18 protein-coding genes are annotated in these 21,327 nt (G+C 72.0%); 4 read left to right on the top strand and 14 right to left on the bottom strand.

The window, feature by feature from the left end; all coding sequences use genetic code 11:
• Positions 1-276 precede the first annotated feature (276 nt).
• The 3 genes from EAD89_RS12865 to lysS all read right to left on the bottom strand — a co-directional run bounded on the left by EAD89_RS12865 (position 277) and on the right by lysS (position 5,290).
• Positions 277-2,808: an ATP-dependent Clp protease ATP-binding subunit gene (locus tag EAD89_RS12865; protein WP_121675866.1), complete on the bottom strand. Its 2,532-nt coding sequence runs from the start codon at positions 2,806-2,808 to the stop codon at positions 277-279.
• 517 nt (positions 2,809-3,325) lie between these two features.
• Positions 3,326-3,670, bottom strand: coding sequence for an Lsr2 family protein (locus tag EAD89_RS12860; protein ID WP_074318984.1), 345 nt, complete (start codon positions 3,668-3,670; stop codon positions 3,326-3,328).
• 111 nt (positions 3,671-3,781) lie between these two features.
• On the bottom strand, positions 3,782-5,290 hold the full coding sequence (gene lysS, locus EAD89_RS12855; RefSeq protein ID WP_121653422.1) for a lysine--tRNA ligase: 1,509 nt from the start codon (positions 5,288-5,290) through the stop codon (positions 3,782-3,784).
• An 88-nt stretch (positions 5,291-5,378) separates the two neighbouring features.
• On the opposite strand from lysS, the gene EAD89_RS12850 reads away from it, so the two are divergent.
• Positions 5,379-6,116: a class I SAM-dependent methyltransferase gene (locus EAD89_RS12850; RefSeq protein WP_121675865.1), complete on the top strand. Its 738-nt coding sequence runs from the start codon at positions 5,379-5,381 to the stop codon at positions 6,114-6,116.
• A 10-nt stretch (positions 6,117-6,126) separates the two neighbouring features.
• Here EAD89_RS12850 and EAD89_RS12845 read toward each other — a convergent pair whose 3' ends face one another.
• Positions 6,127-6,885, bottom strand: a complete 759-nt coding sequence (locus tag EAD89_RS12845) for a type III pantothenate kinase (protein WP_121653424.1) — start codon at positions 6,883-6,885, stop codon at positions 6,127-6,129.
• 118 nt (positions 6,886-7,003) lie between these two features.
• Here EAD89_RS12845 and EAD89_RS12840 point away from each other — a divergent pair, with 118 nt between their 5' ends.
• Entirely contained in the window at positions 7,004-8,095 is a 1,092-nt protein-coding gene (locus EAD89_RS12840; RefSeq protein ID WP_121653425.1) for a DUF5919 domain-containing protein, read from the top strand.
• A gap of 18 nt (positions 8,096-8,113) precedes the next feature.
• Here EAD89_RS12840 and nadC read toward each other — a convergent pair whose 3' ends face one another.
• From nadC to EAD89_RS12810, 6 genes are all read right to left on the bottom strand, one after another.
• The gene (nadC, locus tag EAD89_RS12835) at positions 8,114-9,010 is read right to left on the bottom strand and encodes a carboxylating nicotinate-nucleotide diphosphorylase (protein WP_121653426.1); all 897 of its coding nucleotides are present in this window, start codon (positions 9,008-9,010) and stop codon (positions 8,114-8,116) included.
• A gap of 171 nt (positions 9,011-9,181) precedes the next feature.
• Positions 9,182-10,879 (bottom strand): L-aspartate oxidase, encoded by a 1,698-nt coding sequence (locus tag EAD89_RS12830; RefSeq protein WP_121675864.1) that lies wholly within the window; start codon positions 10,877-10,879, stop codon positions 9,182-9,184.
• A 108-nt stretch (positions 10,880-10,987) separates the two neighbouring features.
• Positions 10,988-11,884, bottom strand: coding sequence for a septum formation family protein (locus EAD89_RS12825; RefSeq protein ID WP_121675863.1), 897 nt, complete (start codon positions 11,882-11,884; stop codon positions 10,988-10,990).
• Positions 11,885-11,980: 96 nt separating this feature from the next.
• Entirely contained in the window at positions 11,981-12,409 is a 429-nt protein-coding gene (panD, locus tag EAD89_RS12820; protein ID WP_121675862.1) for an aspartate 1-decarboxylase, read from the bottom strand.
• 40 nt (positions 12,410-12,449) lie between these two features.
• On the bottom strand, positions 12,450-13,298 hold the full coding sequence (gene panC, locus EAD89_RS12815; protein WP_121675861.1) for a pantoate--beta-alanine ligase: 849 nt from the start codon (positions 13,296-13,298) through the stop codon (positions 12,450-12,452).
• Entirely contained in the window at positions 13,295-14,269 is a 975-nt protein-coding gene (locus tag EAD89_RS12810; RefSeq protein ID WP_233578579.1) for a Rossmann-like and DUF2520 domain-containing protein, read from the bottom strand. The genes panC and EAD89_RS12810 overlap by 4 nt, the downstream gene beginning before the upstream one ends.
• 166 nt (positions 14,270-14,435) lie before the next feature.
• Between EAD89_RS12810 and EAD89_RS12800 the strand changes: the two genes are divergently transcribed.
• Together EAD89_RS12800 and EAD89_RS12795 are read left to right on the top strand one after the other, a co-directional pair.
• Positions 14,436-15,719 (top strand): SAM-dependent methyltransferase, encoded by a 1,284-nt coding sequence (locus EAD89_RS12800; RefSeq protein WP_233578575.1) that lies wholly within the window; start codon positions 14,436-14,438, stop codon positions 15,717-15,719.
• A complete protein-coding gene (locus tag EAD89_RS12795) occupies positions 15,716-16,903 on the top strand; it encodes an NADH-quinone oxidoreductase subunit D (RefSeq protein WP_199733498.1) in 1,188 nt (395 codons plus the stop codon). Before EAD89_RS12800 ends, EAD89_RS12795 begins: the two co-directional genes overlap by 4 nt.
• 14 nt (positions 16,904-16,917) lie before the next feature.
• Here EAD89_RS12795 and EAD89_RS12790 read toward each other — a convergent pair whose 3' ends face one another.
• The 4 genes from EAD89_RS12790 to EAD89_RS12775 form a co-directional block, all read right to left on the bottom strand.
• Positions 16,918-18,540, bottom strand: a complete 1,623-nt coding sequence (locus EAD89_RS12790) for a hypothetical protein (RefSeq protein ID WP_147458797.1) — start codon at positions 18,538-18,540, stop codon at positions 16,918-16,920.
• A 135-nt stretch (positions 18,541-18,675) separates the two neighbouring features.
• On the bottom strand, positions 18,676-19,680 hold the full coding sequence (locus EAD89_RS12785; protein WP_121675858.1) for a glycine betaine ABC transporter substrate-binding protein: 1,005 nt from the start codon (positions 19,678-19,680) through the stop codon (positions 18,676-18,678).
• A gap of 226 nt (positions 19,681-19,906) precedes the next feature.
• Complete coding sequence (locus EAD89_RS12780; protein ID WP_121653434.1) at positions 19,907-20,644, bottom strand: ABC transporter permease; 738 nt, start codon at positions 20,642-20,644, stop codon at positions 19,907-19,909.
• Positions 20,641-21,327: an ABC transporter permease gene (locus tag EAD89_RS12775; RefSeq protein WP_121653435.1), complete on the bottom strand. Its 687-nt coding sequence runs from the start codon at positions 21,325-21,327 to the stop codon at positions 20,641-20,643. The genes EAD89_RS12780 and EAD89_RS12775 overlap by 4 nt, the downstream gene beginning before the upstream one ends.

Below are 21,327 nucleotides of genomic sequence, written 5' to 3'. Positions count from 1 at the left end.
CGCGAGGGCTCGGCCCGCGAGGGCGGGGCTCGGCCCGCGAGGGCGGGCTCGGCCGCGCGAGGCGGTGATCGACTCCATACCGCCGACATCGCGGTATCCCGATGCGGGGACACCCCGACATCGCCGACATCGAGTCGATCAATCCGAGGACGAGGGCAGGGGCGTGACGACCGCCGCGGGCGAAAGCCGCGCGCTCGGCGGGGCGGACGGACAGCGGAAAAGGCGGGGCCCCGGTGGCTTGCGCCACCGAGGCCCCGCCTCTTGCTGCTGCTTGTGCTACTCGTCCGCGCCCGCGGCGGCGGTGCCGCCGAGGTCGGCCGGAACGGCGTCCGGAACCTCCACCGGCTTGTCCGCGCCGTGGAACACGAGCTTGGACTTGTCGATGTCGTTCGGGTCGCCCTCGCAGTCCACCACAACGATCTGGCCCGGGGTCAGCTCGTTGAACAGGATCCGCTCGGAGAGGTTGTCCTCGATGTCGCGCTGGATCGTGCGACGCAGAGGACGGGCACCGAGCACCGGGTCGAAGCCCTTCACCGCCAGGTACTTCTTGGCGTTGTCGGTCAGCTCCAGACCCATGTCCTTGTTGCGCAGCTGCGTCTCGATCCGCTGGATCATGATGTCCACGATCGAGAGGATCTCGTTCTGGCGCAGCTGGTGGAAGACGATGGTGTCGTCGATCCGGTTGAGGAACTCAGGCCGGAAGTGCTGCTTGAGCTCGTCGTTGACCTTCTGCTTCATCCGGTCGTAGTTGGACTCGGAGTCCTCCGACGCCTGGAAGCCGAGCGACACCGCCTTGGCGACGTCCCTGGTGCCCAGGTTGGTGGTCAGGATGATGACCGTGTTCTTGAAGTCCACGATCCGACCCTGACCGTCGGTGAGCCGACCGTCCTCCAGGATCTGCAGCAGCGTGTTGAACACGTCCGGGTGGGCCTTCTCGATCTCGTCGAAGAGAACCACCGAGAACGGCCGACGCCGCACCTTCTCGGTCAGCTGCCCGCCCTCGTCGTAGCCGACGTAGCCGGGAGGGGCACCCACGAGCCGGGAGACCGTGTAGCGGTCGTGGAACTCGGACATGTCCAGCTGGATGAGGGCATCCTCGCTGCCGAAGAGGAACTCGGCGAGCGCCTTGGACAGCTCGGTCTTACCGACACCGGACGGCCCGGCGAAGATGAACGAGCCCGACGGGCGCTTCGGGTCCTTCAGGCCGGCCCGGGTACGCCGGATCGCCTTCGAGACCGCCTTGACCGCGTCCTCCTGGCCGATGACGCGCTTGTGCAGCTCGTCCTCCATGCGCAGCAGGCGCGAGGTCTCCTCCTCGGTCAGCTTGTAGACCGGGATGCCGGTCCAGTTGCCGAGCACCTCGGCGATCTGCTCGTCGTCAACCTCGCTGACGACGTCCAGGTCACCGGCCTTCCACTCCTTCTCCCGCTGCGCCTTCTGGCCGAGGAGCTGCTTCTCCTTGTCGCGCAGCTGGGCGGCGCGCTCGAAGTCCTGCGCGTCGATCGCGGACTCCTTGTCGCGACGCACCTGGGCGATGCGCTCGTCGAAGTCGCGCAGGTCTGGCGGCGCGGTCATCCGGCGGATCCGCATCCGGGCACCGGCTTCGTCGATCAGGTCGATCGCCTTGTCCGGCAGGAAGCGGTCGGAGATGTACCGGTCGGCCAGAGTTGCGGCAGCCACGAGAGCCGCGTCGGTGATGCTCACGCGGTGGTGCGCCTCGTAGCGGTCGCGCAGGCCCTTGAGGATCTCGATGGTGTGCGCCAGCGACGGCTCACCCACCTGGATCGGCTGGAACCGGCGCTCGAGGGCGGCGTCCTTCTCCAGGTGCTTGCGGTACTCGTCGAGCGTGGTGGCGCCGATGGTCTGCAGCTCACCACGGGCCAGCATCGGCTTGAGGATGCTCGCCGCGTCGATCGCGCCCTCGGCGGCACCCGCACCCACCAGGGTGTGGATCTCGTCGATGAACAGGATGATGTCGCCGCGGGTGCGGATCTCCTTGAGCACCTTCTTGAGGCGCTCCTCGAAGTCACCGCGGTAGCGGGAACCGGCGACCAGCGCACCGAGGTCGAGCGTGTAGAGCTGCTTGTCCTTGAGCGTCTCGGGCACCTCGCCCTTGATGATCTTCTGGGACAGGCCCTCCACCACGGCGGTCTTACCGACGCCGGGCTCACCGATCAGGACCGGGTTGTTCTTGGTACGGCGGGAGAGCACCTGCATGACCCGCTCGATTTCCTTCTCGCGCCCGATGACCGGGTCGAGCTTGCCCTCGCGGGCGGCCTGGGTCAGGTTGCGGCCGAACTGGTCCAGCACGAGGCTGGTCGACGGCGCAGCCTCACCCGGCGCGGCGCCCGCCGCGGCCGGCTCCTTGCCCTGGTAGCCGGAGAGCAGCTGGATCACCTGCTGGCGGACCCGGTTGAGGTCGGCGCCGAGCTTGACCAGCACCTGGGCGGCGACGCCCTCACCCTCGCGGATCAGACCGAGCAGAATGTGCTCCGTGCCGATGTAGTTGTGGCCGAGCTGCAGCGCCTCGCGCAGCGACAGCTCCAGCACCTTCTTGGCCCGCGGCGTGAACGGGATGTGCCCGCTCGGCGCCTGCTGGCCCTGGCCGATGATCTCCTCGACCTGCTGACGGACGCCCTCCAGGGAGATGCCGAGGCTCTCCAGGGCCTTTGCCGCGACGCCTTCACCTTCGTGGATCAGGCCCAGCAGGATGTGTTCCGTACCGATGTAGTTGTGGTTGAGCATCCGGGCCTCTTCTTGGGCCAGGACGACAACCCGTCGCGCTCGGTCGGTGAACCGCTCGAACATGCCCTCGTGCTCCTCACGTGCCGTGCGCCTTGATGGTCAAGATCTTGGCGGGGCCGGTGCACGAACGTCCGGGACGGGCGTCCGTGCCTCCTTACTCTATCGTCGCTGACCGACTCAGCTGAGGTCGTGTGTCTCGGGTACGGGTCGGTTCCACGTCGTTTTGCACAACCGTCCGCGCTCAGGAGGTGTTCCGGTACCCCTGTCGCTACGCGCAGAGCGAAATCCGACTGGCGCGACGGAAGCCCTCTCCCGGCTCCGGAAGGCTCCGGGAAGGGGGACCGGCGCTGGCGACGAACGCCGCGCCCGGCCTTGGGAAGGTTGTCCACAGGCTGTGGACAGCTGCTCCACTGGTTGTGGACAACGTCGGTCGCCGGGGAATGCTTCCCCGATCCCCGGATCGGCCTCCGGCACCCCGCCGGCGGCCGGCGGGAATACAGGCGACGCCGGCCCGGAGAATGCTCCGGCCCGGCGTCGGTGTCGCCCTGCGGCGGCCGCTGGCCACCAGACTGCTGACTGATCAGCGCTTCGCGTGGTACTCGTCGACGATCTCCTGCGGGATGCGCCCCCGGTCCGAGATGTCCTTGCCGGCCTTCTTGGCCCACTCCCGGATCGCCTTGTTCTGCTCCCGGTCGGCGGTCGCGCCGCCCCGGCCGCGGGCGGCCCGTCCACCGATGACCACGCCGCCCCGGCCCACCTTGGTGCCGGCGCCCACGTATGGAGCGAATACGTCGCGCAATTTCGCGGCGTTGGAACTCGACAGGTCGATCTCGTACTGAACGCCGTCGAGGGCGAACTTGACGGTCTCGTCCGCGTCCCCGCCGTCCAGGTCATCGACCAGCTTGTGAATGATCTGCTTGGCCACGTCCCACAATCCTTTCGAGCAGGGTGCTCCTGCTAACGAGAGCACAATAACCCGCGCGCCGCTCGCCCCGTCAATAGGATGCGGTATCGACGCGGCACGAGCCGAGCCGGACTACTCGGGGCGGACCAACGGGAAGAGGATCGTTTCCCGAATTCCGAGCCCGGTCAGGGCCATCAACAGCCGGTCGATTCCCATTCCCATACCGCCGGCCGGAGGCATTCCGTACTCCATCGCCCGGAGAAAGTCCTCGTCGAGACGCATCGCCTCGTCGTCGCCACGAGCGCCGAGTTGCGCCTGGGCCACCAGCCGCTCCCGCTGCACCACCGGGTCGACCAGCTCGGAGTACGCGGTGCCCAGCTCGAACCCGAGCACGTAGAGGTCCCACTTCTCGGCCAGCCCCGGCTCGCTGCGGTGCGCCCGGGTGAGCGGGCTGGTCTCCTCCGGGTAGTCGCGGACGAAGGTGGGTGCCACCAGACCGGGGACGACCAGCTCCTCGAACAGTTCCTCGACCAGCTTGCCGGGGCCCCACTTCGGGTCCACGGCCAATCCCACCTTGTCGGCGTACTCAACCAGGCGGGACCGTTCGGTGCGGACCGTGACCTCCTCGCCGAGCGCCTCGGAAAGCACCCCGAACAGGGTCACCGACCGCCACTCACCACCCAGGTCGAACTCCCGACCGTCGGCGTGCGTCACCACGGTCGAGCCGCTGACCGCGATCGCAGCCTGTTGCACGAGATTGCGGGTCAACTCGGCCATCGTGTCGTAGTCGCCGTACGCCTCGTACGTCTCCAGCATCGCGAACTCCGGTGAGTGCGAAGAGTCGACACCCTCATTACGGAAGTTGCGGTTGATCTCGAAGACTCGGTCCACACCGCCGACCACCGCGCGCTTGAGAAACAGTTCCGGAGCGATTCGCAGATACAGATCGGTGTTCAACGCATTGCTGTGGGTCACGAACGGTCGGGCCGCCGCGCCACCGTGCAGCAGTTGCAACATCGGAGTTTCCACCTCGATGAAGCCCTGCCCGTGCAGCGAATCGCGAAGGCTGCGCACCGCCGCGGCCCGGGTACGGACCATCTGCCGGGCCTGCGGCCGGACGATCAGGTCGACGTAGCGCTGCCGGACCCGCGCCTCCTCGGAGAGCGGCTTGTGCGCCACCGGCAACGGCCGCAGCGCCTTGGCGGTCATCTCCCAGCGCTCGGCCAGCACGGACAGCTCGCCCCGACGGCTGGTGATCACCTCGCCGGTGACGCCGACGTGGTCGCCGAGGTCCACCAGCCGCTTCCAGGCCTCCAGCCGCTCCGGCCCGACCCGGTCGAGCGACAGCATCGCCTGCAACTCGGTGCCGTCGCCGTCGCGCAGGGTCGCGAAGCAGAGCTTGCCCGTGTTGCGTACGAAGATCACCCGGCCGGTGACCGAGACCTGGTCGCCGGTGGCGGTGTCGGTGGGCAGGTCGGCGTAGCGCTCCCGGACCTGCGACAGGGTGGTGGTGCGGGGGAATCCGACCGGGTAGGCCTCGATGCCGTCGGCGATCATCCGGTCCCGCTTCTCCCGGCGGACCTTCATCTGCTCGGGAAGGTCGTCGGCGGGGTCCACTGGCACGGCGTTCTGCTCGCTCACGGCACGCTTCCTCGTCACGGAGATACGGGGGGTCAGGCCCGAGCGTACTCAAGCGCCCTGGGGGTCGTTAGCGGATAACCTGCGCGTCATGGTCGATCACACTCCCGCCCTCTCCTTCGGCGCCGCCGCGAGCGATTACGACCGTTTTCGACCCCGCTACCCGCATGCCGCTGTCCGGTGGGCACTCGACGGGCTGAGCGACGCCCGTGTCGTCGATCTCGCGGCGGGCACCGGCATCCTGACCCGCGCTCTGCTGGCGCTGGGCCACGAGGTCGTACCCGTCGAGCCCGATCCGGGGATGCGGGCGCAGCTCGCCGCCAGCACCCCGGGCACGACGGCGCTCGCGGGCAGCGCCGAGGCCGTTCCGCTGCCCGACGGCGCGGCGGACGCGGTGCTGGCTGGAACGGCGTACCACTGGTTCGACCGGGAGCCCGCGCACGCCGAGATCGCCCGCGTGCTCCGGCCCGGCGGCACCTTCGCCCCCATCTGGAACATCCGCGACGACCGCGTGGACTGGGTGGACGACCTGGGACGGATCGCCCATTTCGGTGACAAGTCCGCCAGCCTGTTCGGCGAGTACGCGGACTTCGGCCCCGCGTTCGACGCGATCGAGGTGGACGAGTTCGCGCACCGCGTCACCCTCACCCCGGACGAGTTGTTCGGCATGGTCCGCACCCGCTCGTACTGGCTCACCGCCTCCGCCGAGGATCAGCAGCGGGTCCAGCGGGAGCTGACCGACCTCCTGGACACCCACCCCGCCCTGGTCGGCCGGGAAACCGTCGAGCTGCCGTACCGGACATTGGTGCTGCGCGCCCGGCGGCGCTGAACCACCGGGGTCACAGGTTGCGGTCGTAGACCATCCGCAGGCCGATCAACGTGATCATCGGCTCGTGGTGGGTGATGCTGTGGCACTCGTTGAGCACCAGCGAGGCGAGGCCGCCGGTGGCGATCACCGCCTTCACCTCGCCCAACTCCTCGGTCATCCGCTCGACGATCCGGTCCACCTGCCCGGCGAAGCCGAAGTACAGGCCGGCCTGGAGGCACTCCACGGTGTTCTTGCCGATCACCGAGCGGGGCTTGGTGGCCTCGACCTTGCGCAGCTGGGCGGCCCTGGCGGCCAGCGCGTCGAAGGAGATCTCGATGCCCGGGGCGAACGCCCCGCCGAGGAACTCACCCCGACCGCTGATCACGTCGAAGTTGGTGGTGGTACCGAAGTCCACGACGATCGACGGCCCGCCGTAGAGCGTGTACGCGGCCAGGGTGTTCACCACCCGGTCGGCGCCCACCTCCTTCGGGTTGTCGATCGCCAGCTGAACCCCGGTCCGCACGCCGGGCTCGACGATCACGCTCGGCAGGTCGGCGTAGTAGCGGCCGAGCATGGTGCGCAGCGAGCGCAGCGCGGCCGGCACGGTGGAGCAGGCGGCCACGCCGGTGATCTCGACGTTGTCCCCGGCGAGCAGACCCCGGAACATCAGACCCAGCTCGTCCGCCGTCGAGCGGGCATCGGTCTTGATCCGCCAGGAGTGCACCAGCTTGTCGCCGTCGAAGGTCGCCAGCACGGTGTTGGTGTTTCCGATGTCGATGCAGAGCAGCACGCACGAAGCCTAGACAACGACCGTACGGACGGGCGCGGACCGGCCGGCGGACCGTATCCTGGTCCCATCACGACATGAACATAGGTCAATCCACGGCGCGGCCGGACGGGGAGCGGACATGTCGGGGACGTGGTGGGCGCGCGGGCGCAACACCCTGCGCCGGCGCCGGCGGCACGTGCTGGTGCTGGTCGCGCTGGCCGGCGGCGCGATCTGGATGATCGTGCAGGCGTGGCGGGCGTCCCTGCGGGAGAACGGCAGCTTCGCCGGCGACCTCTACCTCAACATCGGCGCCGCGCTGATCATGACGCTGCTGACCTATGTGGTGCTCAACCCGCTCTTTCGCGAACTCCAGACGGTCAGCATCATCGAGCATCCCCGGTTGGACCGGGACGCGCTGATCGAACGGGTCGCCCAGTGCCGCGAGATCGTGGCGATCCTGGAAACCTGGACGAGCATGCTCGAGGGCCCGTACGCGGCCCGGTTCGTGGCCGCGCTGCGCTCCGCGCTCGCCAACGGCGCCACCGTCAAGGTGCTGCTGCTGGACCCGGACTCACCGGCCGTCCGGCTCCGCGGCGAGGAGCTGCGCCGACGGGACGCCTCGGTGGCCATCCTCAACAACCTGTGGCACCTCGCCCGGCTCCGCGAGGAGCTGCCGGAGGCGGCCCGGGCCCGGCTCCAGGTACGGGTCTACAGCGCCGCCCCTTCGGTGCAGATGTACCGCTGGGACGGCAAGGCGTTCATCTCGTTCTTCCCGGTGCAGGGCAGCACCTTCGACACCCAGCAGATCGAGGCGTTCGTCTCCACCCCGCTGGGCGAGTTCGTCGACGACCGGTTCGCCGAGCTGTGGGACACCGCGCCCCTGGAGGACCTGGAGGCCTGCCTCAGCCTGCGACTCTGCCTGCGCCAGGCCGGGCGGGACCTGGAGACCTGCGAGGCGCTCTACGTACGCTCCGACGGCGACTGGTACATCGCCGGCACCGACCTGGTGCGCAACGTGGCCCGACACGGCCTGACCGGACTGAGCGTGGTGCTGGACCGGCCGGAGGCGGCCGGTGAGGTCTTCGCCATCGGCGAGGCCGACGAGCTGGCGCCCGAGGTCTACAACCGGGTGCTGGAGCTCTTCCGGGCCAAGTACGGCCTGGACGGCCGGCAGGACACCGAGAACCGGGTGATCTTCAATCTGGCCGCCACCTCGCTGACCACCGTCTGAGGCACGGCCAGGCATCCCCTATTCGACGCGCAGGTCCATCGCGATGTCCAGGATGGGCGACGAGTGGGTCAGCGCGCCCACCGAGAGGAAGTCCACCCCCGTGGCGGCGTACCGGGCCGCCACCTCCAGGGTGAGCCCGCCGGTCGCCTCCAACTCCGCCCGGTCACCCACCGCGGCCACCGCCTCGGCCAGCGTCTCCGGGGTCATGTTGTCGCAGAGCAGGAAGTCCGCGCCGGCGCCCACCGCCTCCACCGCCTCGTCGACCGTGGTCACCTCGACCTGCACCGGCACCTCCGGGAACGCCTCCCGGACCCGCCGGTACGCCGCGGTGATGCCGCCGGCCGCGAGCTTGTGGTTGTCCTTGATCATGGCCACGTCGTAGAGGCCCATCCGCTTGTTGGTGCCGCCGCCCGCCCGCACCGCGTACTTCTCCAGCGCCCGCAGGCCCGGGGTGGTCTTGCGGGTGTCCAGCACCATCGCCTTCGTGCCGGTCAGCGCGTCCGCCCAGGCACGGGTGTGGGTTGCCACGCCGGACATCCGGCAGAGCAGGTTGAGCGCCGTCCGCTCGGCGGTGAGCAGCAGCCGGGTCGGCCCGGTCACCGTCGCCAGCACGTCGCCGCGGGCCACCCGCCCGCCGTCGCGGGCCACCAGCGACACCTCGACGGTACGACCGAACCCGGTCACCTCGCCGACCAGCTCGAACACGGCGGCGGCCACGGCCAGCCCGGCCACCACCCCGTCCGCGCGGGCCACCAGGTCGGCGGTGTCGGTCTGCTCCGCCGGGATGGTGGCGACGCTGGTGACGTCGAGGAAGTCTGGCCCCAGATCCTCGACCAGCGCGTTCTCGATCACCCGCCGCACCTGCGCCGGGTCCAGGCCGTCCGCCCGCAACGCCCGCTGCGTCGACTCCGTCATCGCCATCTCCGTTCGCGACTGCGGGGCTCGCAACACCGGCTCACTCCTCGCGCTCACTGGGCCATCTCCGTTCGCGACTGCGGGGCTCGCAACACCGGCTCACTCCTCGCGCTCACTGGGCCATCTCCGTTCGCGACTGCGGGGCTCGCAACACCGGCTCACTCCTCGCGCTCACTGTTGCCGTCCCTCCCACTGCTGCGTCAACCGGCCCTGCGCCCCGACCGACCCGACCAGGTGGCCCAGCCACCGTTCGTCGGCCGTCGGGAAGTCCTCCCGCCAGTGGCAACCCCGGGTCTCACCGCGCGTGTACGCGGCGGCCACCAGCGTCGACGCCACGGTGAGCAGGTTCGTCGCCTCCCAGTCGGCCGTCCGCGGCCGGCCTCGGGCGGTGCCCAGCTCGGTCAGCGTCCCGGCCGTCTCGGCCAGCGTGGCGGCCGAGCGGAGCACCCCGGCGCCGCGGGTCATCGCCCGTTGCAGGGCCGGCGTCACCTCGGCCGGCAGCACCCAGCCCGTACCGCCGCGCCACGCGCCGGTGTCCGCCGGCCGGACCTGCTCGGGCAGGCCCGCCGCGATGTCGTCGGCGATCCGCCGGGAGAAGACCAAGCCCTCCAGCAGCGAGTTGCTGGCCAGGCGGTTCGCGCCGTGCACGCCCGTGCAGGCGACCTCACCGCACGCGTACAGGCCGGGGATGGAGGTGCGGCCGCGCAGATCGGTCCGGACGCCACCGGAGGCGTAGTGCGCGGCCGGAGCGACCGGGATCAGGTCGGTGGCCGGGTCCACGCCGATCGCGAGGCAGGACGCCACGATGGTGGGGAACCTACCGGCGAGGAAGGCCCCGCCCAGGTGCCGGGCGTCGAGGAAGACATGGTCCGCGCCGGTGGCGAGCAGCACCCGGTGGATGCCCTTGGCCACCACGTCCCGGGGAGCCAGCTCGGCCAACTCGTGCTGGCCCACCATGAACCGCTTGCCGTCCGCGTCCACCAGGTACGCGCCCTCGCCGCGCAGCGCCTCGGAGACCAGCGGCTGCTGCGCGTGCCCCGCGCCGGGAACACCGGCGCCGGCCGGCGTGATCAGGGCGGTCGGATGGAACTGGACGAACTCCACGTCGGTCACCGCCGCGCCGGCGCGCATCGCCAGCGCCACCCCGTCCCCGGTGGAGACCGCCGGGTTGGTGGTGGCCGCGAAGATCTGGCCCATCCCGCCGGTGGCCAGCACCACCGCTCGGGCCAGCAGCGCGCCGACACCGTCCTCACTGCCCTCGCCGAGCACGTGCAGGGTGATCCCGCAGGCCGGGCCGAGCCCGTCGGGGCCGTCGCCGGGCGCCCGCAGCAGATCCAGAACCAGGGCGTGCTCGACCAGCCGGATCCACGGGTCCCGCCGCACCGCCTCGTGCAGTGCCCGCTGCACCTCGGCCCCGGTGGCGTCCCCGCCGGCGTGCACGATCCGGTCCGCCCGGTGCCCGCCCTCACGCGTCAGCATCAGCGAGCCGTCCGGGTGGCGGTCGAACTCGGCGCCGATCCGCATCAGCTCCCGCAGCCGGATCGGGCCCTCCTCGACCAGCACCTGGACCGCCGCCGGGTCGCAGAGCCCGACGCCGGCGATCTCGGTGTCCGAGGCGTGCGCCGCCGGAGTGTCGCGTGGATCGAGCACCGCCGCGATGCCACCCTGCGCCCACCGGGTCGAGCCGTCATCGATGTTGACCTTGGTGACCACCGTGACGTGCAGGCCCGCCTCGCGCAGGTGCAGCGCCGCGGTCAACCCGGCCACCCCGGAACCCACCACGATCACGTCGGTGGTCTCCACCCAGCCGGGGGCGGGCGCGGCCAGCAACGAGGGCAGGGCCGGCAGGTCGACGGTCGGAAGGTCCATCCCCCCAGTCAACCCGAACCGGTCTCGTCCGGGGCGGCGGGGGCGGGACGAGTGGTATGGGCTACCCCGTCCCGCTCCCACCGCACCGCGCCAACCGGCGGGCCGTCGTCACTTCGTCCGGACCGGCAGCCCCGCCGGGCCCGCGCCCCGCAGCGAGGCGGTCACCGTACGGTCGCTGAGCCACAGGTAGCAGCGGACCCCCCGGTCACCGACCCTCCAGCGCCCCGCACCGGGCGGGCGGACCACCACCCCGCTGCGGAACCGGAGCTTGGCGTCGTCCGGGACCCCGACGTACCGGCCGAGGACGCTGCGACACCCGGTGTAGAGCGGAGCCCAGTCGGCATCCCGGGTCGGATACGGCCGGTCCGGCGCCTTCCAGACCCCGACGAACTCGGCGTCGTGCCGACCGCCGCACTCCACCGGCACCAGCGTCTGCACGCCCCGGCCGGCGCCGCCGCGGGTCTGCTGGCAGCCCAGCCGCAGCCCGGAGGGCCCCTTCAACGCGTCCCGCAGGCTGCCGGACCGGACCACCACCGTGGCCGCCGCCTCCACCGTGGTCAGCTCGCTGAGGTCGCACCGGTACCAGCGGGACCCGGCCGCCCAGCCGGACGTCGAGGGCAGCGCCACCGACAGCCGCAGCCGGCCGGCCCGCCAGTCGTCGCCCACGTACCCGGTGGCGCGGTTGTCGCACTCGGCGAACGCGCCGCGCAGCTCTGCCGAGCCGCCGGCCGGGGCGGTGGCCCGCTCGACCGGGAAGGCGCCCACGTGCACGGTCTCCACCCGGTGCGGGCCGGCGCAGTCCATCGGCTGGTAGCTGGCCAGGGTGACCACGTCGGTGAAGTCGGCGGCCTGACACACACCGGCGACCGGGGTGAACGCCGCCGCCGGCGGCAGCGCCGCCCAGTCGTCGGTCAGATCACCGTCAAGGCCGCCGGGCCCGGCGCAGCCGACCAGCAGAACTGCCGTGACGGCAGTGGCGAGCAGGGTCGTCATCGCACGGCGCATCGCGGCCTCCCCCAGCCACCGACCAGCTTCCGACGGCGTGCCAAGGGTAACCGGAAATGACCTTCCGGTGACAGACCGGAATCGCCGTGCGCGGGATCAGGCGCTCGCCACGGCCAGCGGGCTGGGCACCGGGTCGCCGGCCGTACCGGGCGACGCGGCGGCCGGGTCGGCGCCCAGCTCGACCACCCGGTTGTCGGCGTCCACGTGCACCACCCGCGGCCGGTACGACCGGGCCTCGGCGTCGTCCATCTGCCCGTACGAGATGAGGATGACCAGGTCACCGGGGTGCACCAGGTGCGCGGCCGCGCCGTTGATGCCGATCACGCCGCTGCCCCGCCGGCCCGGAATGACGTACGTCTCCAGCCGGGCGCCGTTGGTGATGTCCACGATCGCCACCTGCTCGCCGGGGAGCAGGTCGGCGGCGTCGAGCAGGTCCTCGTCCACCGTCACCGAACCGACGTAGTGCAGGTCGGCCTGGGTCACCGTGGCCCGGTGGATCTTCGACTTGAGCATGGTCCGCAGCATCGGGATGGCCTTTCGCGAAAGTGGTGGGGGTGCGGCCGGGTCAGGGGCGGGGCGCGAGGTGGATCGCCGCGTTGTCGATCAGGCGGGTGGCGCCCACCCACGCGGCGATCACCAGCCGTGCCGGCCCCGAGACCGGTCCCGGCTCCAGCTCGGGATCGGTGAGCACCAGATAGTCGAGCCGGGCGCCCGGCGTACCGGCGCCGAACGCGGCGTGCGCGGCGGTCAGCACCGCACCCGCGTCCCGGCCGTAGTCGGCGGCCTGCGCACCGGCCCGCAGCGCGGCGGACAGGCTCAGCGCGGCGGCCCGCTCGGGCTCGTTCAGGTAGCGGTTACGGCTGGACAGCGCCAGCCCGTCCGGCTCCCGAACCGTCGGCACGCCGACCACCTCGACCGGCACGTCCAGGTCCCGGACCATCCGCCGGACCAGGGTGAGCTGCTGGTAGTCCTTCTCGCCGAAGAACGTCAGGTCCGGCCGGGTGAGCTGGAGCAGCTTCAGCACCACGGTGAGCACACCGTGGAAGAAGCCGGGGCGGCTCGCGCCCTCCAGCTCCGCGCCGAGCGGACCGGGGTCGAGTCGCACCCGCGGCTGGCCGTCGGGGTACATGTCGGACACCGACGGGGCGAAGACCACGTCGACACCGGCACGCCGGCACGCCTCCAGGTCCGCGTCCAGGGTCCGGGGATAGCGGTCGAAGTCCTCGTTCGGCCCGAACTGCAACGGGTTCACGAAGATCGTCACCAGCACGTGGTCGGCCTGCTCCCGCGCCGCACGCAGCAGGGTCTCGTGCCCGGAGTGCAGGGCACCCATGGTCATCACCACACCGACCGTGCCCTTCAGCCCGGCCCGGGCCTCGGCCAGCTCGGCACGAGTGTGTACGAGCAGCGTCACGCGGCCACCTCCCGACCAGAATCGGCGAGCACGCCGAGCAGCGACTGCGCGTCCACCGGCCGCAGCCGGCCGGCGGCGATCGCCCGGTCGGCGGTGCGCCGGGCCAGTGCCAGGTAGGCGGGAACGGACTCCGGGGCGGTCGCGGCCAGCCGGGACAGATGCCGCTGGACGGTGCCCGCGTCGCCGCGGGAGACGGGGCCGGTGAGCGCGTCGTCGCCGAGGCGCAGCGCGTTCTCCAGGGCCGCCCGCAGCAACGGGGCGAGCACCTTCTCCGGACGGGCCACCCCGGCGTCCCGCAGCCGGTCGGTCGCCTCGTTCACCAGGGTCACCAGATGGTTCGCGCCGTGCGCCAGCGCGGCGTGGTACAGCGGACGGTCGGTCTCGCCCACCCACTCGGGCACGCCACCCAGGTCGGCGACCAGCCGGGCGGCCAGCGGGCGCAGCTCCGCCGGGGCGGTCACCCCGTACGAGATGCCGTCGAGGCGTGCCAGGTCGTCCGGCGTACCGGTGAAGGTCATGGCCGGGTGCAGGGCGAGCGGCCGGGCGCCCACCGCGACCGCCGGCGCCAGCACGGCCAGCCCGTGCGCGCCGGAGGTGTGCGCGACCACCTGACCCGGGTGCAGCGCGCCCCGCTCGGCGAGGTCGGCGACCACCCCGGCCAGCGCGTCGTCCGGTACCGCGATCAGCAGCAGGTCGGCGGCCGCGTGGGCGACGGCGGAGACCGGCCGGCGGGGCACCTCGGGCAGCAGCAGGGCGAGGCGCGCTCGGCTGGCCCCGGATTCGCCGGTGACGGCGACCACGTGGTGCCCGGCGGCGGCGAGTGCGGCGCCCAGCACGGCTCCGACGCGGCCGGCGCCGACGACACCGACGGTGAGCAGACGGGAGGTGGCGCGGGCGCCGGGAACGGCGCGATCCCGCGATGCGGCAGGCCCGTGCGGGGCGGCCGGACGCGGGCGCAGCGGTGCGCTCATGACGACGATCCAGTCCTCGAGAAGGGGTACCGGTCGATCGCAAGTATGCGCCCGGCCCGCCGAACCGGGACAAGCATGTGTGAAAACCTTCACCACCGAAGGAAGGGCCCCTCAGCCGGTGACCGTAGGGTCGGCACGGCGACACATGCTGAACCCGAGGAGAACGATGTCGATCCGGTGGCGGGACGCGATGAGCGACGCCCTCTACGGGCCGGACGGCTTCTTCGTCTCCGGCGCCGGGCCGGCCGACCACTTCCGGACCAGCGTCCACGCCTCGCCAGCCTTCGCCACCGCCCTGCTGCGCCTGATCGCAGAGGTGGACACAGCCCTGGGTCACCCGTCGCGGCTGAACGTGGTCGACGTCGGGGCAGGGCGGGGAGAACTGTTGCATGAGCTGTTGCGATCCATCGAGGGCACCGTCGGGCTCGCGGTGGGGGTTTCCGGGGAGCCCACCCGCTCCGGGCGGTCAGGCTTGATCCCTCCGCGGGCGGGCTCCCCGGAAACCCTGACTCCCACGGCCTCCGCCCGTCCGTCCGGCGACGAGCCGTCGTCGGTCGCCGTCCGTCCGTCGCTCGCGGAACGAGTGCGCTTCACAGCAGTCGAGTACGCAACCAGGCCCAAAGACCTCCCGCAAGAGATCAACTGGGTGTCCGAGATCCCGGATGAGATCAAGGGGGTGTTGCTGGCAACCGAGTGGTTGGACAACGTCCCACTGGACGTCGCGGTGCACACCGAGGACGGCTGGCGATACCTGCTGGTCGACCCCGGCAGTGGTGCCGAGACGGTTGGTGACTTGGTCACTCCCGCTGATCTTGCCTGGCTCAAGAGGTGGTGGCCCACGAGCCCGCCCACCGCAGACCGTGATCCGACCTCGACGGACGCGACCAGCACAAGCGAGTCGGGTTTCCGGGCAGCCCGGCCGGCGCAGGGATCAAGCCTGACCGCCCGGAGCCGGCCGGGCTGCCCGGAAACCCCCCACAGCAACCACAGACGGGCCGAGATCGGCCGGACCAGGGACGAGGCCTGGGCGAACGCCGTGAAAAAGATCGAACGCGGGTTGGCCGTCGCTGTCGACTACGGGCACCTGCGGGAGAGCAGGCCGGTCGACGGGACGCTGACCGGGTACCGGGCTGGGCGGCAGGTGCCTCCGGTGCCGGACGGAACGACGGACGTGACCGCGCACGTGGCCATGGACTCGGTCGCCTCCGCCGGTGCGGCGGTCGCCCGGTGCGCGTACTCCCTGGTCTCGCAGTCCGAGGCGCTGCGGGCGCTCGGGGCCGAGGGCGGCCGACCGCCGCTGAGCCTGGCCGGCACCGACCCGGCCGGCTACGTGCGGGCGCTGGCCGCCGCGTCGGCGGTGGCCGAGCTGACCGACCCGGCCGGGCTCGGCGGACACTGGTGGCTGCGCCAACCGGTCGGCATCCCGCTCGGTCCGGCCGTGGCACGATGACGGGCATGACCACCGACGCCGGGGCCCTCCGTGAACTGACCGTCGGCACCGGTGCCGGCCTGGTCGCCGGCACCGGCGATCAGCAGCTCGGCACCGACATGGTGCTGAACATCGGCCCGCAGCACCCTTCCACCCATGGCGTGCTGCGGCTGAAGCTGGTGCTCGACGGCGAGCGGGTGATCGCCTGCGAACCGATCGTCGGCTACATGCACCGGGGCGCGGAGAAGCTCTTCGAGGTACGCGACTACCGGCAGATCATTGTGCTGGCCAACCGGCACGACTGGCTGTCGGCGTTCTCCAACGAGCTGGGTGTGGTGCTCGCGGTGGAGCGGCTGATGGGCATGGAGGTGCCCGAGCGTGCCACCTGGCTGCGGATGGCCCTCGCGGAGCTGAACCGGGTGCTCAACCACCTGATGTTCCTCGGCTCCTACCCGCTGGAGATCGGCGCGATCACGCCGGTCTTCTACGCCTTCCGGGAGCGGGAGACCATCCAGGCGGTCATGGAGGAGGTGTCCGGGGGCCGGATCCACTACATGTTCAACCGGGTGGGCGGCCTCAAGGAGGAGGTGCCGTACGGCTGGACCGGCCGGGCCCGCGCCGCGATCGGCGAGGTACGCCGGCGGCTGCCCGACCTGGACCACCTGATCCGGCGCAACGAGATCTTCCTGGCCCGGACGGTGGGCGTCGGGGTGCTGTCCGCAGCGGACGCCGCCGCGTTCGGCGCGTCCGGGCCGGTGGCCCGGGCCTCCGGGCTCGACCTGGACCTGCGCCGCGACGATCCCTACCTGGCCTACGGCGAGCTGGACGTGCCGGTGGTGACGAAGACCGCCGGGGACTGCCACGCCCGGTTCGAGGTGCTGCTCGACCAGGTGTACGCCTCGCTGGACCTCGCCGAGCAGTGCCTCGAGCGGGTGGACCAACTGACCGGACCCATCAACACCCGCCTGCCGAAGGTGCTCAAGGCGCCGGAGGGACACACCTACGCCTGGACCGAGAACCCGCTCGGCATCAACGGCTACTACCTGGTGTCGCGGGGCGAGAAGACGCCCTGGCGGTTGAAGCTGCGCACCGCGTCGTACGCCAACGTGCAGGCGCTGGCCACCCTGCTCCCCGGCTGCCTGGTGCCGGACCTGATCGCCATCCTCGGTTCGATGTTCTTCGTGGTCGGGGACATCGACAAGTAGTGCCGGGCCGGCGGTCAGCGCCAGCGGTCGTCGGCCGGGGCGCCCCCGGCACGCGGCACGTCGTCCTGCGGCGGGTAGCCGTACCGCTCGTCGACCCGGCGCCGCCCGGCCCGCTCCGGTACGGGCTCCGCCTGGTGGCCGCGCTGGCGCGGCGGGCGCCACTCGTCCGGCACCGGCACACCGCCCACCGGCAGCGCCGGCCGGTCCGCCGGCTCGTCCCGCCAACCGCCGCCGCGGTCGTGCCGGCGCGCCGGCTCGTCCCGGTGGTACGGCTCGCGCTCGTCGTACCGGCGCGGCTCGTCGTAGCGGCGCGCGTCCTCGTGCCGGCGGGGGTCCTCGTGGCGGACGGAGGCCCAGCGGTCGGCCATCCGGTACTCGGTGCCCGTGGCGTCGGCGTGCACCTCGGCGTGGCGCTCCCCGACCCGCATCTCACGACCGTTGTCGTCGTCCCGCACGGCGGCCCACCGGTCACCGGCGCGCAGCTGCGACCAGTACTCACCGGTGTCGTCAGCCCGCAGGGCCGGTCCGGGCTGCGACTCGGCGGTCGCTAGGTCAGGCTCGCGCTGCTTCGACCAGCCGCGGTCGTCGGGCTGCGCGTACGCGTCGCGTGGATCATCCCACTCCGGCTCGTCGCGGCGGGCCGTCCAGCCGGGCTCATCCCGGGTCGCCGCCTGCGCGCCCCGGGAACGCTCCTCCGCGCCGCCCCGGGTCCACTCCTGCGCCGGTGGGGACCACTGGCCGGCGTACCCGCCGCCGTACCGCCCGCCCGGCTCGGCCGGGCCGCCGTCGACGACGGTGTGTCGGGTGGTGACGTGGACGGTCTCGGTGTGCCGCACCACGCCGACCTGGCGGTGCGCCGCCTCGGGGCGGTCGTGCTCCCGAGGTCGGGGCACGGAGCCGTACCCGGCGGCCGGTCGCGCCGCGCCGTACGCGGCGGCTGGTCGCTCAGTGCCGTACGCGGCGGCCGGTCGCTCAGTGCCGTACCCGGCGGCCGGCTGCTCGGCGCCGTAGAACCCGCCGCTGACCGGCGGCTCGGCGTCGGGGGCCGCCTGATACGGCGGCTCGTCATCGTCCGCGCGCTCGGGGTGGCCCCGGCGAGCACCGGCGTGCTCCGGAGGCGACACCCGGCCGCGACCGGCCGGGGCGTCGCCGGGCACCGACACGCGGCTGCGGGCGACCGGAACTTCGTCCACCGGCTCGCCGACCGGGACCCGGGCCCGACCGGCACCCGCCGGTTCGGCGGGAGCGGCGCCGGCGAGCGCGGCACCGCTGGCGTCGAGGCGGCGGCGGACGGCGATGACGCCCTCCTGGGCCCGCTGTGCCTGGTCGAGCGCCTGGTTACCGCGTTGCGCGGCGGCGACGATCTCGGCGCGCAACTCCCGGCGGAGCTCCTCGATCTCGTCCAGCAGCTCGTCGGCTCGCGCCGAGGCGTCCTCGCCGTCGGGTCGCAGCGCGATGGAGAGACCGATCAGCACCACCGCCAGGATGGCGAGCACCGCCGCGAAGCGCAGCGGGCCGTTGCCGTCGGCGACCAGCAGAATCAGCGCCGCCACCGGAGCGAGGGCCACGCCGGCCCAGAAGAGCATGGTCAGCAGCGGCGGTTGACGCCGGGCATCGGGGGCGACCGGGGCTGGCATGGCTGTGCAGCCTACCGAGGATCCCCGCTCAGGGGAACGGACCGGTGAGGCGCACCGGCTGGGCGCGGGCGTACTGACGTGACGACGCCCCCGACCTGGTGCGGTCGGGGGCGTCGTCGACGCCTCAGGAGGTGCTCAGCTGGTGGCGAAGGCGCCGTCCGACGAGAAGATCAGGCCCACGCTGATGGCGCCCGTACGCAGCCCGTTCTTGGTCAGCGGCCCGCCCTGGTCGAGCGAGGAGAAGGAGCCCACGGACAGCCCGTACGTCTTCTCCAGGCCCGGCTTGCAGAACGGGCGCTGCTGGCACTCCGGCGGGCCACCCAGCACGGTCGCGTTGCCCGAGCACTTCGCGGCCAGCTCGGACAGGGTCCGCACGCCGTACTTGTCGGCGAACGCCTGCGTGACCGCGAAGGCGTTCTGGTCCTGTGCGGCGGCCGGCGCGCCGAAGGTGATGCCCACCTTGTCGCCTTCGGCCTTCAGCGCGGTCACGGTGTTGTTGATGTCGGGCGAGGAGACCGGCTGGGCGTTGGGGCCGTTGGCCTTGATGTTGAGGAACTCCGCCATGGTCGCCGCGTACTCCGGGACGACCTGGACCTCGCCCTTCTCCAGCGCCGGCTCGTAGAGCTCCCGGTTGCCGATCTGCTGCACCTTGACCTGGTAGCCGGCGGCGGTGAGCGCGATCCGGTACAGCTCGCCCAGGGTCTGGCTCTCGGCGAAGTTGCCCGCTCCCACCACGATCTCGCCGCCCGGGCCCTTGGCGATGCCCGCGGTGACGTTGTTGGCGGAGGCGAACTCCTCGGCCGCCACCTTGGGGGTCTTGCGGTCGTCGTTGACGGCCTTGTTGAGCTGGATCAGCTTCGGCGTGTCGAGCGCGGCCGAGACCTTGTCCAGCGCGGCGATCAACTGCGGGTTGGCCGCCTTGCTGTTGACCGCCGGAATGACGTTGTCGGAGTTCTGGAGCTTCTTGTCGTCCTGCAGTGCGATGAGCTGCTGCCCGGCGACCGGGGCGCACCCGGCACCGGAGGCGCTCTGCTGGGGCGCGTCGGTGCCGGACGAGCCGGCGCCACCACACCCGGTCAGAAGCCCTGCCGCAGCGACAGCGCCGACCGCGCCGATCGCCAGACGTGTACGTGCGCGCATGTGCCCGCCTTCCGTGTCCCGGCGCGACCCGTCCCGGGCCGGCCGCGTGTCCGACGGGCGATCCTGACTGACGGCCGCCCGCGAATGTCCACCCAACATCCTCCGCGACCGACCGACAACCTGAGGTGGACTTCGTCACCGCTTCGTCACCGCCCGACTCGCTGCCGGTCGCCGGCCGGGAGACCACTCACCCAAACGATGCGTCCGTCGGACGGGCCGGGGCAGATCAGGCGCGGCCGGTCGCGTCGGCGGGCCGGGGCCGACCCGAGCGTTGCCGGTCACGCCGCAGCGGACGGGGGGTGACCAGCCGTTCAACGCCGCCCAGGACGACCTCGGCCAGCAGGGCGAGCCCGGCCACGAGCACGCCGCCGGCCAGGATCTGACCCCCGCCTGCCGCGATGCTCAGACCGAAGCCGGTCCGGATGATCTCGCCGAGGCCGCCCCCGTTGACGAACGAGGCCAACGCGGTGGTGGCGATCACCTGCACGGCGGCGGTCCGGAACCCGGCGGCCAGGTAGGGCACCGCGAGCGGCAGCTCCACCCGCCGCAGCACCTGCCCCCCGGACAGGCCCATCCCGCGGGCCGCGTCGAGCGCCTCCACGTCGGCCTGGCGTACGCCGGTGTACGCGTTGGCCAGCAGCGGCGGAACGGCGAAGACGGCCAGCGCCACCACCACCGGCGTGCGGCCGAAGCCGAGGAAGGTCAGCGGCAGGATGGTCAGCAGCGCGAGGGTGGGGATGGCCAGGGTGGCGTTGGACACCAGCACGACCAGGCCACCACCCCGCCCGGTGTGGCCCAGCCAGAGTCCGAGCGGCCAGGCCACCAGGCAGCCGAGCGCCACCGCAGCCGCGGAGATCTCCAGATGCTCGCCGAGCCGCTGCAGGATGCCGCCGGGATTGGTCCAGTTCAGGGGGTCGTTGAGCCACAGCACCGCCTGCTGCACCGGGCTCGCCGCGACACTCACCGGACGCCCCGGGCGGACCAGGGGGTGACCAGCCGGCCGACGAGGACCAGCAGCAGGTCCAGCAGCACCGCCAGCGCCACGCAGAGCACCGTGCCGGTCATGATCTCGGCCTTGTAGAGGTTGTTCTGGAAGCCCGCGAAGATCAGCTGACCGAGCCCGCCGTGCCCGACCAGTACCCCCACGGTGACCAGCGCGACCGTCGACACGGTGGCCAGCCGCAGCCCGGTCATGATGCCCGGGACCGCCAGCGGCAGGTCGATCCGGAACAGCCGGCCCCACCGGCCGTAGCCCATGCCCTCGGCGGCCTCGCGAACCTCGGGCGGCACCTGGTTGAGCCCCGCCACCACGTTGCGGACGATCAGCAGCAGCGCGTACAGGACCAGACCGACCAGCACGGTGGCGGCGCCGGTGCCCAGGTAGGGCGCGATGAACGCGAACAGCGCCAGTGACGGAATGGTGTAGATCACGCCGGTGACGCCGAGGATCGGCCCGGCCAGCGGGCGGAACCAGTACGCGACCACGGACAACGGCAGGGCGATCAGCACCGCGAACAGCACCGCGCGCCCGGTGAGCGAGGCGTGTTCACCCAACGCCGCGAGGATCGTGTCAGAGTTGTCCCGCACGTACTGCCAGGAGAACCAGGGGTTACCCGGGTCGGCCAGGTAGCTCAGGCGGAAGGACAT

This window comes from Micromonospora sp. BL4 (assembly GCF_003667505.1).
Taxonomy (GTDB): Bacteria; Actinomycetota; Actinomycetes; order Mycobacteriales; family Micromonosporaceae; genus Micromonospora.
This window is presented reverse-complemented; position numbering and strand designations above follow the sequence as displayed.